This is a genomic window from Roseimaritima multifibrata (assembly GCF_007741495.1).
GTDB classification, from domain to species: domain Bacteria; phylum Planctomycetota; class Planctomycetia; order Pirellulales; family Pirellulaceae; genus Roseimaritima; species Roseimaritima multifibrata.
The window spans coordinates 6,439,572-6,455,242 of sequence record NZ_CP036262.1 but is presented as its reverse complement, the minus strand read 5'-3'; the positions used below and the strand labels follow the sequence as shown (position 1 = coordinate 6,455,242).

General features: G+C 56.4%; 10 protein-coding genes. 7 read left to right on the top strand and 3 right to left on the bottom strand.

The window, feature by feature from the left end; translation table 11 throughout:
* Nucleotides 1-30 precede the first annotated feature (30 nt).
* The 4 genes from FF011L_RS23395 to FF011L_RS23380 are packed head-to-tail and all read left to right on the top strand — an operon-like array spanning nucleotide 31 to nucleotide 7,500.
* Entirely contained in the window at nucleotides 31-3,315 is a 3,285-nt protein-coding gene (locus FF011L_RS23395) for a tetratricopeptide repeat protein (protein ID WP_145354366.1), read from the top strand.
* 55 nt (nucleotides 3,316-3,370) lie between these two features.
* Nucleotides 3,371-4,390, top strand: a complete 1,020-nt coding sequence (locus FF011L_RS23390) for a MotA/TolQ/ExbB proton channel family protein (RefSeq protein WP_246109590.1) — start codon at nucleotides 3,371-3,373, stop codon at nucleotides 4,388-4,390.
* Nucleotides 4,391-4,395: 5 nt separating this feature from the next.
* Nucleotides 4,396-4,824: an ExbD/TolR family protein gene (locus tag FF011L_RS23385; RefSeq protein ID WP_145354365.1), complete on the top strand. Its 429-nt coding sequence runs from the start codon at nucleotides 4,396-4,398 to the stop codon at nucleotides 4,822-4,824.
* Nucleotides 4,825-7,500 (top strand): prenyltransferase/squalene oxidase repeat-containing protein, encoded by a 2,676-nt coding sequence (locus FF011L_RS23380; protein WP_246109589.1) that lies wholly within the window; start codon nucleotides 4,825-4,827, stop codon nucleotides 7,498-7,500. It begins immediately after the preceding gene.
* Between the two features lie 172 nt (nucleotides 7,501-7,672).
* Here FF011L_RS23380 and FF011L_RS23375 read toward each other — a convergent pair whose 3' ends face one another.
* The 3 genes from FF011L_RS23375 to FF011L_RS23365 are packed head-to-tail and all read right to left on the bottom strand — an operon-like array spanning nucleotide 7,673 to nucleotide 12,074.
* Nucleotides 7,673-8,680, bottom strand: coding sequence for a hypothetical protein (locus FF011L_RS23375; RefSeq protein ID WP_145354364.1), 1,008 nt, complete (start codon nucleotides 8,678-8,680; stop codon nucleotides 7,673-7,675).
* 5 nt (nucleotides 8,681-8,685) lie between these two features.
* Entirely contained in the window at nucleotides 8,686-10,584 is a 1,899-nt protein-coding gene (locus FF011L_RS23370) for a hypothetical protein (protein WP_218932839.1), read from the bottom strand.
* A gap of 50 nt (nucleotides 10,585-10,634) precedes the next feature.
* Nucleotides 10,635-12,074, bottom strand: coding sequence for a MotA/TolQ/ExbB proton channel family protein (locus FF011L_RS23365; protein ID WP_218932838.1), 1,440 nt, complete (start codon nucleotides 12,072-12,074; stop codon nucleotides 10,635-10,637).
* A 520-nt stretch (nucleotides 12,075-12,594) separates the two neighbouring features.
* Here FF011L_RS23365 and FF011L_RS23360 point away from each other — a divergent pair.
* The 3 genes from FF011L_RS23360 (at nucleotide 12,595) to FF011L_RS23350 (ending at nucleotide 15,298) form a co-directional block, all read left to right on the top strand.
* Nucleotides 12,595-13,083: a hypothetical protein gene (locus FF011L_RS23360; RefSeq protein ID WP_145354361.1), complete on the top strand. Its 489-nt coding sequence runs from the start codon at nucleotides 12,595-12,597 to the stop codon at nucleotides 13,081-13,083.
* An 83-nt stretch (nucleotides 13,084-13,166) separates the two neighbouring features.
* Complete coding sequence (locus FF011L_RS23355) at nucleotides 13,167-14,786, top strand: helix-turn-helix domain-containing protein (protein WP_145354360.1); 1,620 nt, start codon at nucleotides 13,167-13,169, stop codon at nucleotides 14,784-14,786.
* A 53-nt stretch (nucleotides 14,787-14,839) separates the two neighbouring features.
* Nucleotides 14,840-15,298, top strand: a complete 459-nt coding sequence (locus FF011L_RS23350) for a hypothetical protein (protein ID WP_145354359.1) — start codon at nucleotides 14,840-14,842, stop codon at nucleotides 15,296-15,298.
* Nucleotides 15,299-15,671 lie beyond the last annotated feature (373 nt).

The following is a 15,671-nucleotide window of genomic DNA, read 5'->3' as shown; positions in this document are numbered from 1 at the left end:
CAAGCCGCTACATGTGGGGAACTGGAAGTGATGAAACGGAAGCATTCCGCCAATCGTACATTTGCCTGGTTGATTGGCATCTTGTTGGTAGCAACGGTCCAGCTTGGCTATGCCCAGGACGCTGAGAAATCGAGCGATGAGGCGATAGCAAAATACGCCGATGCCGCCAATTTCCAGACCAATGCGGCAATGGACCTAGCAATTACTGCTTGGGAAGAGTTTTTATCCCAGTACGCTAATGATCCTTTAGCCCCCAAAGCGGCCCATTATCTGGGGGTCTGCTACATGCAACGCGAGATGCCTGATTATAAGGCAGCCGCCGCCGCATTTGCCAAAGCGTTGGCAGATAAAAAGTACGATCTGCGCGAGGAAAGCTTCGCGAACCGTGGTTGGTGCCTCTATGCGGCTTCCGGCCAAGGGGTCGAACCGGGGGAAGCCCGCGATCCCAAATTGTTGAAAGAGACGATTCAGACTTTTCAGCAACTGAGCAAAGAATATCCCAAAAGTGACTTTTTGGATCAGGCTTACTTTTTTAGTGGTGAAGCTGCCTACGCGCTCGGGGATTCGAAGCAAGCGATCCGGTTTTACGACCAGTTGCTCAAGTGGCCCAAAGCGGCCGAGAGTCCGCTGCGCTGTGATACTTTGTACGCTCGCGGCGTGGCTCAGGAGGAATTGAAAGATTACGCAGGTGCTGTGCAGGCCTATAAAGGATTGCTGGAAAGTTGTGCCGAATCGGACGCTGAATTGGCTGAGGAAGTCCGCGTCCGGATGGGCGACGTGCTGCTACTGCAAAAAGATAACGCTGCGGCGGTCACCGTGTTTGCCGAGGCTGCCAAGCAGGGTGGCAGCAACGCTCCCTATGCAAGGTTCCGTCAAGCCTTTGCGTTGGCTCAGTCGGGTGATTCGGCCGGGGCTGCGAAAACCTATGAACAGCTGATCAAGGAATTTCCCGATTCCAAATACAGTTCGGCAGCCGTGCTGGCTTCCGCCCAAAGTTCTTACGTTGCTGGCGATATCGAAGCTGCCAGCAAACGTTTTCGCGAAGTTCTGAATCAACCCAATCAAGCGGAAGCGACCGAAGCGGCTCACTGGTTGGCTCAGATTGCACTTCGCAAAGGGAGTGCGGAAGAGGCCGAGAAAGTGGCGGCCGAACAGATCAAGAAAGGAGTTGCCGGTCAGTACGCGTTGGCGTTGAAACTGGATCAGGCCGAAGCGGTATCTTTGTTGCCCGGGAAAGCCAAAGAATCATTGGACTTGTTTGCTGCGGTTTACCGCGAAGACCCAAACAGTTCGTTGGCCCCGCGGGCGCTCTACAGCGCGGCCTTTGCGGCTTTGCAGTCGGGCAGTCTGCAGCAAGCGGTCGATCTCTCGGGACAATTCCTAAAGCGATACGAAAAAGACCCGCTCCGCAGCGACGTTCGCTACATCGATGCGGAAGCGAAATTGTTGGCCGGCAGTCATGCGGAGGCGGCCAAAGCGTACGAAGCACTGTTAAAGGAAACGGACGAAAATCCACAACGCTCGGTTTGGATTTTGCGAGCCATCACGGCTCACTACTTGGCGGGTCAGTACGATTCGGCGATCGAACTAGCGAAGGCTCAAATGGTGGCGCTGCAGGCGCCTGCTGAGAAAGCAGAAGCTCAGTTCCTTGTCGGAGCCAGCCACCTTTTTGCTCAACGCCCCCAAGACGCGATCAGCGGTTTGCAGGAATCGCTTAAGCTGGATGCGGAGTGGGCAAAGGCTAGCGAAGCGATGTTGCTGCTCGGGCAAGCTCAGCTTCAAGCCGAAGATGCGGAGGCGGCCGTCAAGACTTGGCAGAAATTGGTCGCGACCTATCCAAAAAACCGGATGGCCGATCAGGCTTATTTCCGCCTCGGTCAGCAGGCGGCTGGAAAGCAAGATTTTCCTGCAGCCATCGCTGCTTATGCACAGATTCTTAAGCGTGATAGTGACCCCGGACTTATTCCGTATGCACTCTTCAATCAGGGTTGGTGTTTCTTACAGCAAGACAAACTGGCGGAGGCAAAGCCACTGTTGAAACGGATGCTGGATGAGTATGAATCGCATCCGCTCCGGAATCAGACACAGTTGGCATATGGAATCACGTTACGCAAAGCCAGCGAACTGCCTGAAGCCGAAAAGCAATTGACGGCGATTCTCGATACAAATCCGCAAGGTATTTCGCTGGGACATGCTCTTTATGAACTGGCTCAGATTGATATCGAAAAGGAACGTCACGCCGAGGCCGTTGTGCGGCTGCAGAGGATTGTGGACGAAGTCCCACAATATCCGACGACAGGACGAGTTCTGTATGACCTTGCATGGTCTTTGAAAGAAGCGGGGGAAGAGGCGGAAGCGGCAAAGGCTTTTGAGAATTTGATTCAAAAGGATCCTGACAATCCGCTGGCGGCGGAGGCCTCGTACTTCATTGGCGAGCAACAGTACGCTGCCAGGAAATGGAAAGAATCGGCCGCCGCGTTTGGACGGGCTGCCGAATTATCCAAGGATCCCGAGCTGGCCGAGAAAGGTTTGTATAACCAAGGTTGGTCGCTGTTCCGGCAACCCGATTTTGCGGCGGCGGAAAAAGTATTTGCAGACCAGGTAACCCGTTTCCCAGAAGGGAAACTTATCTTGGATGGTTTGCTGATGACGGGAGAGTCGAGGTTCAAATTGGAGCAATTTGAATTGGCCTCGCAGGCCTATCAGAAGGCTCGAGAACGAATCGAAGCGAATGACGAAAGCAGCAAAACTATCGATTCACCCGAACAACGCCAGATTCGTGAATTGGTTTACCTTCACGGAGGCCAAAGTTTGGGGCAGCTGGAGAAATGGAAGGAGTCGGTCGAATGGTTCGATACATTGCGATCGAGGTTCCCAAATACCAATTACCTCCCTCAAGCCTTTTTCCAAACGGCCTACGCATCCCAACAATTGGGGGATGAGGAACAAGCTTTAAAACTATACAACCAGGTTGCCAGTAAATACCGTGATGAAACCGCGGCTCGTTCTCGATTCATGATGGGCGAAGTCTATTTTGGACGTCGTGACATGGCAAAAGCGATCCCGGAATTTCAGCGTGTGATGTACGGTTTTGGAGCTGATAAGGCTCCAGCGGCGATCAAGAACTGGCAAGCTAAGAGTGGTTTTGAAGCGGGGCGTTGTGCGGAATTGTTGATTCAGTCAACGCAAGGGGCACGCCGCGACGCCGCGATCAAATACGCTCGCGAGTTCTTCGGGTTTGTGATCGAAAAACATCCCGATCATGAATTGGCAGCCAAGGCCAAGGAACGGATGGAAGTCTTGCAGCGTCTGTAAGGGGAACCCCCTTCCGTTCCCGTTTAGATCATTTCATTAAATAGTGAGCCCTCTCTTGACGTTGAATTTTCAACCCTCGGATCAAGGTGCTGGATCCGCGTCGTCATCGCTTTGGCGTGGATCTGCCTGGGCGGCTATCGTCGTGGTGACCCTGCTTGCGGTAAGCCCGTTCGGCGTTGGATTGGAAGCATGGGGCCAAGACGTCCCTGTTTCTGAATCGGCGATCGAAGATTTACTTCTGCCCGATCCCGCTGATAACGTCCCTCCCGGCGGCGCGGAGCAGGATGCTAAACCAAGCGGCATCGATTTGATGACGTTGATCGGTAGCGGCGGGAAATTCATGATCCCGATCGCTGTGATGTCGATGTTGGTGGTTACCCTTTCGGTGGAACGCTTTATCAGTCTGCGTCGCGGAAGGGTTGTGCCGCGTCGATTGGTGAAACGCTTGCAGCAACTGGCCGATCCGGTTACCGAATTTGATCCGAAAGCGGCTTATAAAGCATGCCAAGAAAATCGATCCGTCGCTGCTGATGTTGTGATCGCCATGCTCCAGCGGACCGGGCAACCGGTTAGCGAGATCGAGCGGATTGCAACCGAAGCAACCCAGCGCAAAGCCGACGATTTCGGGGGGCCGATTCGGTGGCTGAACCTGGCCGCCGCGGCGACCCCGTTGATGGGGTTGTTGGGAACGGTTTGGGGAATGATCGTCGCCTTCCATGAATCGACCACGTTGACGGTCGATCGCAGCCGTAGCGAACAATTGTCGGAAGGAATCTATACCGCCTTGGTAACGACCTTGGCAGGTTTGATCGTCGCCATTCCCGCCGCGATTATGGCTCAGTATTTGGAAAACCGCCTGATTCGGCTGTTCCATCGGATTGAAGAATTGACGTTTACGGTCGCTCCTGGTTTCGAACGGTTTGCGGGACGCATGCGGTTCGATCCCCGGACCGGTATCAGCCCGATCCGCCGTGACGTATCGCCTCCACCCGTCGCTGGCGGAACACAAAAAAGTAATCGATCCGCCGATGGAAAACGTACGGCGAAAGACTCTACCACCGCACAGCAGGGGTAGTCGCGATGGCTTTAGAGTTAAAAAAATCGCGTGCCGCATCGACTCTCAGCCTCACGCCGCTGATCGATGTCGTGTTTCTGTTGTTGATTTTCTTTTTGGTCACCAGCGAATTCGAAGAAGAAGAACGGAAGCTGGACATCGTCCTCCCCAGTGCGACCAGCGCTAGCCCGATGACCACGCAGACGAAAGAGTTTGTCATCGATATCAACGCCAAAGGGGAGACGCACGTGGGCGGAAAACGGATGGCAATGCCCGAGTTGGAAGAGCTGTTGACGCGTGCGGTTGCCGACAATCCGACCAATCAATCGGTGGTGATTCGAGCCGACAAAGAGGTCCCCTTTCAGCCGGTTGTTAGTGTGATGGACCTGTGCAATCGTACCGGCGTTAGCGATTACTCGGTGACCACTCAAGATGGACCGGAGGGGACGCCTTAAATGGATCATCCATCCCAGGATTCACGCGCTCGAATGGAGGCGATGTGGCCGATCGATGTTGCCCTGATGGCGCTGGGGGGATTGGTCATCTACGTCGCGGCGACCCGTTTAGGGTTTGACGATTCGCGGTGGTTGTACAACGCCTGGACCTACGTGGCGATTGTTACTTGCCTATTCTTTATCTCCGCTTTTTTGCTCCGGCAGATTACCGGTCGCCTGTTCCAGCGGTCGGTCGAGATCGGTTTCTTAGTCGCCATCTTTCTGCACCTGCTGTTGCTGATCGTGGCGGTCAACGTCGTGATCTTTAGTCAGTACTGGCCCGATACGTTCACTGGAACCCAGCCAGAACGATCCCCGGTCCGAAAGACGGTCCCCGAACATCTTTTCCAACGGCAGAGCGAAAACACCAAACAACCCGACTGGGCCAAGCCGGTCGATGTGCAAACGGCCTCTCGCGTCGTGCCAGAGGAATCGCGTGAGATTCCGCCGATGGAAAAAACTTCGGTCAAATTGGAGATGCCAACCGAGCAACCGAAGACCGAACACGAACTTCGTAAGCAGATGATCGAACGGCAGGAGGCGGCTGAACGCATGCCGTCGCCACGGAGTGACCCAGGAAAACTGGCGCGACGCGAAGCCGAACGGGTTCCCGATCCGAAGATCACCGTTGACGCGCCTGAAGTGGCACCCGCTAAGCAGGTTTCTGAAAACGTTCAGCAGCGACAGGATGTGCGAGTGAACCGTTCGCAGGCGTCCGCGGCGTCGTTGACAATGCCGACACCGGAACCTTTGGCTCGGCCAACGGCACCCAAACGGGAGGTTCAAAGAAAAGATTCCGACGCGATGCCTCAGTTGGCGATGGCTGCCACTGAGCAGCCGCGGCCGCGTGAGGCTAGGACGCCTAAGGTGACGCCTCCCGCCGGTGCCGCTCCATCGGTCCCCACGGTTTCAGTTGCTCGGCTTTCGCCTGAAGCGACCCGTCAGTTAAGTCCTGAATCTTCCGCGACTTCTCGGTCGGCGGCTGCCAATATGCCCTCGCTTGCCGAGATCGGAGCGACCGGACCCGCGTTGTCGAAAAGCGATTCTCGCTCCGCAGCGGCTACCGGAGCGATCGGCCAGCCGGTGCCGCAGTCTGGAATGCCGCAGGTTTCCAGTGGAGTCGCTTCGCAAACGGCTGGACGCTCACGGATCAGTCGATCGAATTCGCCCAACTTGCCCGTTGGACCGCCCAACATGAGTGCGATCGCCGCGGCGGCTGCAGATGCGGCTCAGCAAGGGCAGGCCGATGACGCTCCGCAGATGGCCGTTGGCAATGGAATGGCACGTCGTGAACTTGATTCGCCGTCCAGTGCATTGGCGGCTGCTGCCTCGGGAGCTCCGAACCCACTTGATATCCGAGCCCCCATGGGGCCCGCCGGTCTGGGCGACCGCTTGGCGGAACGCGTTGGTTTGGGGGCGAATCCTGACCTGCCTGATTCCGCCGCGATCGATCTGGGGCGTGAACCGATGCGGCGACGCGAGGTCGGTGGCCCGATTAAACCTGCCGGTAGCCAAGTCGCATCGGTGGAATCGTTCCAACGCCGTGTGATGCGAACCAGTGGTGCCGCAGCGCCAGCGCCTGCGGGAATGGTCGGACCCGAAACGGAAGAGGCGATTGAACTGGGGTTGGAATACCTTGCCAAACTACAGAACAAAGATGGCAGTTGGTCGCTGCAGCAACCAGGCGAAAAGATTTTGCTGCACAGCGATACCGCAGCGACCGGGTTATGCCTGTTGGCGTTTCAAGGAGCGGGGTATACGCATCGCAAACATCAGTATGCGGGGACGGTTGCTAAAGGACTGAATTTCTTGAGGGAAAGCCAACGTGATGATGGGGATCTCTTTCGGCCCGAGGATTCCGTAAGCAACCGCAATGTCTGGATGTACAGCCACGCCATCGCGTCGCTTGCACTTTGTGAGGCCTACGGGATGACTCAAGATCCCCAGTTGATGTTGCCCGCGCAGAAGTCGCTTAACTTCATTGTCGACAGCCAGCATCCGACGCGTGGCGGTTGGCGTTATCAGCCTCGCAACAGCAGCGATACCAGTGTCAGCGGATGGATGATGATGGCCCTTAAGAGTGGCGAATTGTCCGGGCTTCAAGTTCCCGACCAGACCTACGAAGGGATCGAAAAATGGTTGCAGGCCGCTCAACAAGGTGTGGGGCAAGCCGACCGCTATCGCTACAACCCGTATGCCGGTTTGAATGCATCCCAGCGGCATGGTCGTACGCCAACGCGGACGATGACGGCGGTTGGAATGTTGATGCGGATGTACGGCGGCTGGCGGCGTGACCATCCCTCGATGGTTTCCGGAGCCAACTATTTGGCGCAGTCGCCACCCGCGATTGGCACTCCCGAGGTGCCTCGCCGCGATACCTATTATTGGTACTACGCAACGCAGGTTATGTTCCACATGGGTGGCGAGCATTGGCAGAAATGGAATCAAGCACTCAGTCCAACTTTGGTCGATTCGCAGGTCAAGGCAGGCGATCGGGTGGGCAGTTGGGAACCCTTTGGAGACGTCCCCGATCGCTGGAGCCCCCACGCCGGGCGTCTTTATCTGACCGCAATGAATCTGCTGTCGCTAGAAGTTTTCTACCGGCATCTGCCGATTTATGAAGAGACCGCTAATTAGCGATTGAGTGGTTTGACACGGAGACACGGAGACACGGAGACACGGAGACGTGGAGACGTGGAGACGTGGAGACGTGGAGACGTGCTATGCGTTTCGGCATTGTGTTTGTTGGACGTTGCCGCCCTGTTTCTCTGCGTTTCATGAATTGGCTGGTACTCTTGTCAGCGGCGATCTACTGGGCGCTGGACCTTGTTCCGTTGGGGCTTCCCGAGATGGGCTGTCCCATTGGCAGTGGACGTGCGGCCGTTGGGAAGCCTCGCTCGTAGAGCAGTTCTTTCAGCTTTCGCATCGAGGCAAAACTGTCGGGATAGACCCACACGGTGATCGTGGTCTGTGATGCGACGCGGCCGGCCAGTTCGATATCCAGGACCGATTGCCCGGCGAGGATTTTATCCATTGGCTGGCCATACGGTTCGTCGATCGGTTCGACGGTCAATCCGACCAACTGGATTTGAGTTGCCATCCCCACGCGTCCCCCTTGCGAGACCGTCTTGCGGGCTCGTTCCATTTCGTACGAAGCGATGTACCCTTGGATCGGACCGACTCGAGAATTGGTGATCCCGTCTTGGCCGTTGATGCTGCGAGTGAAGTCGCGTTTGATCGCTTCGACCAGCGAGTCAAGTGGCACGACGGACAACCGATTGTCTTTCAAGCGAAAATGGATTTCGTCTCCAAAGACCGTTTTGGCCATCGGGGTTGGTAGGTGTTCCAGGGAAACCACGGGGGATTCGCTTGCTTCTAGTTGCGTGCGAGTTCCTCGCACGCTTTCCAGTTCCGTTTCAAGTTGGCTTTGTGCAGCGATCAACTGGGAAGCTTTGCGGCTTTCTTGGTCCAGTTTCTCCTGCTCTGATTTCCATTTTTCGCTGGCGATTAAGAGCAGGTCGTTTAGGTTGTCCCGTTCCAGTTGGCGGCTTTTTAGCTCCAGTGACGTTTGCTTCAGTTCGGATTCCAGGGCAAAGTAAGCCGAACGTGCTGCCTCGGCGCGCGAAGTTGCGGTCGCCAGTTGAGCCAAGTCCGACTCGGTGACCTCGGACTCCGCTTGCAACTGTTCCGTTACCTGCTGAGACCGCGTCCCCAAGATCACCACCAGAATGATCAGGATCCCGACCAGGTTAGCGACGATATCAAGGAACGCATCGTGCCCTAATTCAATATTCGAACGTTTTCGAGTTCCAGCCACAGCGGTTACCTTTTTTCGATTTCCAAGCCACTTCGTTGCAGTAGCACTTGAAGTTGCCGGAAACGGGTTTCAGCATTCGGTTCAACTTGGACACGCAGCAACGGCTGCCAACGTCCGCCTGCAATCGCCACACCCCATCCGTCCACTCGATCATGGACCGCGGTCGCCAGTTGCATCGCCGCTCGGTCGACAAATCCGTCTTCAAAACCAAATCGCTGCGGAGTTCCGTTCTTCTGATCCGAGACCAGCAGAAATGCATCCGAGCTGCAGATCACGCTTAATCCCCGAACGATTTCGGTTCCCGGTTGTCTTGCCGATGAGGGTAATGCCCAGTCCTTGCCTCCGCGTTGCAGCTGCGTTTTGGATCCCGGTTTGCTCGGGGGACCCTGCGCTGTCGAGCTCTTTGCCGTCGCCGATCCCTGGCCCGCGGTCGCACCGGGGGGCGGCGCGGTCGTGGAACCCGATGCTGAGGAGCCTCTTTGGGAACCGCCGGTGCCACCGACAGCATTCTGCCCGGGGGTCGACGCCCCCAGACTTTGTCCATCCCATTCTCCGTCTGCGTCGACCGCTCCGGTCCCTGTAGCCCTTCGGTCGGGAGCATCACCTGATTGCCCATCCCCAGGGTCGCCTGGTTGTCCGCTCCAGCCCAATGATTGGTTCTCGGTGATAGATCCTCTGTTCTGGGACCCCGGATTTGCCCCTTGGGGGCCGCCCGCCAGCGTTGCAGGATTCGACGACCCGCCGAGCGATGGCGACCCTGTGGAGTAACCGCCCGGCAGGTTGGAGCCTGCGCCCATCGCCGAACCGTTTATGCCTGCGGCCGCGCCATTGTTTCCCGTGTTGTTTCCAAAGGGGCCGGTTTCCGGTGCCGTTGCCGCGGTGGCTGCCAAAGCGGAATCGAAATTGCGAATGTCATTGTTGTCGATGCCTGTTCCCGGAGGCCCGCCTGATGGAGCGGTCGAGGGACGTGCGAAATAACGTGCACCCGAACCGGATCCAGTCCCGCCGCGAGCCAAATCGGCAGCGGAAAGAACACGCGGCGGACGCCCCGATTGCGAAAGGCGAGCTCGTGTGTACGAGGCGCTTGCCATGTTTGCATGTTGGCGTGCGACCGCCTCGCGAATCGCTACGTCGACGCGTTGTTTCAAGCTGGCGTCTCCGCGAGGAAAAGCCAATTCCATTTCTGCCGGAATCAATTCATAACCAAATTGGTCGTCCCAGCTGCTCATCGCGATTCGAGCGGCTGAGTAACTGGCGATCCCGTCAGGACGGACTACCAACAATGGATAAGGGGTCGGCCCTTCAGGGTCGATTTGTTGCCAGTGGTAGCGAATCGTTCGCAGCGCAGCATCCAAAGGATTGCCCATTCGCTGGGCTTCTTCTAGCTGCATCAGCGATATAAAAGATCCTTCCGGCTGGAGACGCAATCCCTCCGCCGTGCATTCCACATAGATCGGTCGTTGCTCGGTTCCGTTGGGACCTTGGTGAGGAACGATCACCACACGTGGCGGTCGTTTCCCAATTTCGTCGGCAAGCTTGCTGACGCGCTCTTTTTCCGCCGCGATTTCCGTTTTTAGTTCTTCGATCTTTTTGTTTTCAGCGGAAATGTCAAAATTGTTATCGATCGCCGCCATGCTCTCTTTTTCCAACTGGTGCAGTTGCTGGCGAAGGCGGCGGAGATGATCTTCGATGTGGGTCAGCTGACTGGTTTGTTCTTGCAGCTCTTCCGTTTGGGATTCCCGCATCGCGACGTACCGATCTCGCGACCAGTGAGCATCTTGGATCTTGGTCACCAAGGCTTCATTCACTTCAGACTTGTCCGCGGATTCCTGTGCCGTGTCGTCTGCCTTTTGGGCTACCAACGCCAAGAACAGAATCAACGTCCCCAGCGTGCAGACTAGCACGGCTAGGAAGGGGAATAAAGTCGGTGAGAGGGTCGCGCGCCGACGGCCGCTCATGCTGCCCGCCTTTGTTCTTTGTTCGATTGATCGCTGTTCGAACTTGGGGTCGGCATTTGAATCGTCAGGGTATCAACGGCCCTGGCGAGGATTCGAACCGCATCCGCCATTTTGTCGGTCATCTCCGACGCTTGCATCGACTGATCAATTTGCTGATTGACCTCTTCCAGCGAATGCAGGTTCTGATCAAGCGACTGCTGCAAAGCGACCAGTTCGGCGGCTCGTGATTGACTGTCCGCAAGCAGTTCTGCTTGGCGGACCAGCGTTTGTTGATGGGATAACAAGATTCGAGCGTTGTCGCTGAGTGCCAACTGCCATTGGTGCCAGCGGTTGTCGACCGCTTCCACACCCTGCTGCTGAACCTTTTCTAGATTCTCCGCATGACGATCCAGTCCCGTGAGATGGTTTTCCAAAACCGGACCAAGTCCGTTGGCGACCGCTTGCCCGATCGAATTGCTTAATTCGGTGCCCGTCGAAGCAACCACGCTTTGCCAGTGCTGATGGGCTCCGTCGATCGTGGACCGCCAGACCTCTGCCTGGGTGCCGACCGATTGTTGGACGGCTTGCAGCACCCCTTCGCAAAGGGCCGTGATCTGCTCGGAGGTTCCGTCGGCCGATGGGTCGGGAAGGTGAATCGCCAGCAGTTCGCCCGAGCGACGATCGATGGTCGACATCAACCGCTGTTCAGCCTGTTCAACCGGGAACTGTAAGAAGATAGCGACCACCGACAGGACCAAGCCAAGTGCCGTCGTATCAAACGCGACGTACAGCCCCAGCTTAAGGCGATCGACTGCTGCGGTTCCGTCGCTGAAATCAAGCCCGCCCAAAGTCTGAGTGATCCCGATCACGGTCCCGAGAAACCCAAGCATGGGAATTGCCCAGACGATGATCCGGACCAATTGAAGGGAATCGTGAGCGTCATCGGAATCGCGGCCGGAAACTTCGCGAAGATCGTCCGCCAGTTGGCGTGCGTTGCCGCGACGAACTTGACGACGAAGTATTTCTTGCAGACGCACAACCAAGCGGCTGTTGCGTGCATTGCTAGGGAGTTGTTCCAGCGAACTCAGCCAATCCGAACAAATCGCGCGGACATCGCCACGTTGTGAAGATTTCAGGGGCGCATGACTTGATAGATCGCTATTTGGCAATGACGGCGCCAGCACATCATCGGAAATCTGTTCCGACAAGCGATTCTCACGGCGGATTGAAAACCATTTCGCCAACAGGACAGCCGCAGCCATCCAGAATAGAAAAGTGGCTGCAATCGCGACCGGATGGCCTAAAAAGTACCGTTCTGCCGGAGCAAACGGGACCGCGTAAACGAGCGCGTAAAACAGACAGGCTGCGATGACCCCCGATAAACGGGTGGCAAGCGTCATCAACGGATGGGGTTGGCCCGTTTGGCTGGACGTTTGTGCAGAGGAGATGGCTGTCACCTGCGGGTTGAAAGCGGCTGAAAATAGAGCCCATGAATTGGCTCATCTTCTTCATCGACACCGCCCTGCGGGAAACTTTACCTAATCGTTAAAGAACCCCTTATCGGTTCAACCCGGATACGAAACCCTGGCGGATCGCACGCTTCCCGTGCGTGCGATTTAAAGCCTCAGCGGGCGCCAGACAAGGGTGGTTCTGTCGCCCGCTGGGCTTTCCTTTTCGCGATACACACTCCGGCGGCTCGCGCCGCCGGCAAGTATCTGCCGCCCTCCGGGCTACCTGTTCACTCGGCCCCATGTAGGCTCGCCAACGGCTGCAAAACCGTCACCTATAAATTCCACGCGCTGGCGAAGAGCCGCAATCCTGCACTGTTTCGGGGTTGTTTATTTTGTTCCAAATTCTCTAGGATCGCGCTGCAGGCAGTCTTTTTGGGGCCGTTTACGACGGTTCTTCTAGCTACAACCGGTAAACTGTCTGCGCAGTTCAGGTATTTTAGTTGAACCACGCAGATTAGGTTTTAGAATGAGCAAAGCTTACAAGTCATCATCAGCTCGAGGTTGGCTGGGGTTGTTGGTCGCGGGAGTCCTCTTTTCGCTCAGTCCAGGTTGGCAGTCAGCCGGAACGGGGCAGGGGCCGGCAACGGCGGTACCACCTCAGTCGTTTGGAGGAACGTCCTCCTTTGATGCGGGGAATGCAGGGCCGAATCCTGGTCAGCAGGCTCCGGCAGCCGGTTCTCCTGTCAATGGAAATCAGCCGATGATGGGGCAAGAAGCGAAGTTGGTAGGGAGTGCTGCGGCCGGTGATTGCATCGGCTTCACACGACCGGCAGCGGATGGTGGGCAGATAATTACTTTGATAAATACGACGCAGCAATGGATGGCTGTGTATCATGTGGATGGATCGGGACAAATACATTTAACCGGGTCACGACCTCTCAACCAAGATTTTGCCGTCCAGTACAACACCGTTGCACCACTCCCTGAAGAACTCAGGCGAATTGCAGGGGGATGATTTGAACGGCGAGCGAGACCAAATGAGAGAGGGCGTCCCGACGACTCAGCACTCGTCTATTCCGAATTGGAGTCGCCACCGGCATGGCTACGAACTATCTGCCCCTCGATGAAGCCGCAAAGCGTTTGGGAATCTCCCATGAAAAACTGGTCGAGCTCCGCTCCCAGGGAGAAATCCGAGGCTTTCGCGATGGAGCGAGCTGGAAATTCCCAGAAGCCGAAATTGAACGCGTCGCAGCGGACATCGAATCGGGTGATTTGGATGCGGGACTTTCGGATCTGATCTCGGAATCGGAGGTCGGATCGGCTATTCGGTCCGGGAAAAGCAGCATTATCGGCGGCGATGAAAACCCCGGCGAAGGCTCGGGAAGCGACGTCGGCGTTGGCGTTGGCGATGAAGGCCGACCCAGTCCCGGCAGCGGCGGAAGCGACGTCAATCTGGTCTCCAGCGGAAGCGATGTCAAAGTCGTCGCAGGGGATGAAGATGACTCCGATGCACTGCGAATCGCGGACTCAGGTGAATTGACCCTGCAGTCGGATGATGACAGCGGGATCGGAATGATTGACCTGGCTGAAGACATCAAAGAAGGGTCGACCAACCCCAGCCTCGGACAGGACTTGGCCGAAGCAAAAGAAAAACAAACCCGGAAAAAGCTGGAAAGCGACTACTCGCTGGAAGCCGATCCGATGGAAGAACATGACAGCAGCATGGATATGCTGGGCGAAGACCTAGAACTTGGGCTCGCTGAAGAACCCGCTGCTTCGGCAGCCGGCGGTTCCGATGCCTTTGAACTGGATGATGAAGACGCGTTGTCCGAATTGAATCTGCTGGGAACCGGCGGAAGCGACGCATCGGACAGCCTGATCAAAGGGGATAGCGATCCTTCGGTCCTTGGATCCGCAGGCTCCGATATCGGTGGCGGTTCCGGACTGGGTGGTTCGGGGCTCGATTTTGATGATGCCCTCGATGACGATGATGACCTAGTGATCTCCGCGGATGACGATGACGATTTGGTTCTTGGCGGTGCTGGCAGCGATATTTCGATCGCCGGTGACAGCGGAATCAATCTAATGAGTCCTTCCGATAGTGGATTGTCGCTGGAAAGTGAGCCTCTTGATCTGGCAGGATCCAGTATCTCTGCACTGGATCTAGGATCCGAACTGGAAGGTTCGGGAAGTGGCAGCGGTAGCGGCAGTGGCAGTGGATCGGGAAGTGGATCGTTGGTCGATTTCCAAGAAGACGAAGGCTTTCAGCTCTCCCCATCCGGCGTCGATATCGAAGGGGATGACGATAGCGGATCCCAAGTGATCGAAGTCGAAGATTCGGCGACCTTTGGCAGTGGAGTGAATCTCTCTGGGGAAGGTTTTGCTGCGATTGACGATGGCGGAGACCCTTTTGCCGACGAAGTTGTCGCCGACGAAGGTTACGAAGACGATGCGATGGCCGTTGAGGATGATGCTGACGAAATTGGCGTCGATCCCAATGCCGAACCGCAGACTTCCTCCGTGGCGGTTCGACCAACCTACGAAGTTCCGTACTCCACGCTAAGCGTTGTCTCCTTGCTGGGGATTTTGCTTCTGATGAGCGTAGGAGGGATGTTGATCACCGATTTGATGCGGAATCTGTGGAGTTACCAAGAAATGTCTTCGCCGGTTAGCTCCCTGACCGATGCTTTGATTGACATGTTCGGCCTAGGTCCCTAAAAGCTACTTGTGACCTATTGAAGTCCGAGCCGTTTGCATGGAGGCAAACCGAAATGACCCGTCAAAAATCGACCCGTAAGCTCGCTATCCTTGTGGTGGCAGGGCTATGTATTGGTTCGACGGGTTGCGGACTGTTAGGAAATCGCAAGTACAAAGAGTGCCAAGCGGAATCCGAGCGTTTGTTGACCGATTATCGCACCGAGCGAGATCGAGCCGATCGCTTGGCCGTCCAGAATCGAGCCATGACCGATCGAGTTGCGGTTCTAGAGCAGCGTTTGGCCACGTCTCAGCAGGCTCCCGCGCGATACAGCCCTCCGCAAATCGCTGCACAGCCCGCAGATCTGGTTCCCCGTTATCCAGCCGGCTTGCCGTCGTCTTCTCCATCGCCAGCGTCTTCCACATTGCCAACGACACGGGCGGCGACGAATCAATCAGCGGAAACCCCAGCCGTAGCGGAGCAGCGGTCCATCGTCCCCCCGCCAGATCCGTGGCGTTCGGTACCTTTCCGCTAGCACGTGCGATTTACGAGGTTCTCCGAACGCCACGTCCCCTCGTCGGTTTACCCGACAGGAACGCAAGATTTGAAATTAGAGGTGGTTGCCCCCCGGTTTCCGCATCCAGTTCGGATTGCCGCTGAAAGCGGCAATCCGAACTGGATGCGTTTTTCTACTCAATGCCTCCCCCCACTCGATCCTTCTCCGCCAGGTCCGAATCGCCTAGGCGATTCGGACCTGGCGGAGAACCGCGTTTCGATCGCACAAGAGAGTAGCTGCCAGCTGTGAGCCCGCCGGGGCAAGCCCGGAAACGGAACTCTTTTAGCAGACTAATTTCAAATCTTGGCTTCATGCCAGGCAAGCTGGCATGGGGCCTTTTCTCTCTGCCCAA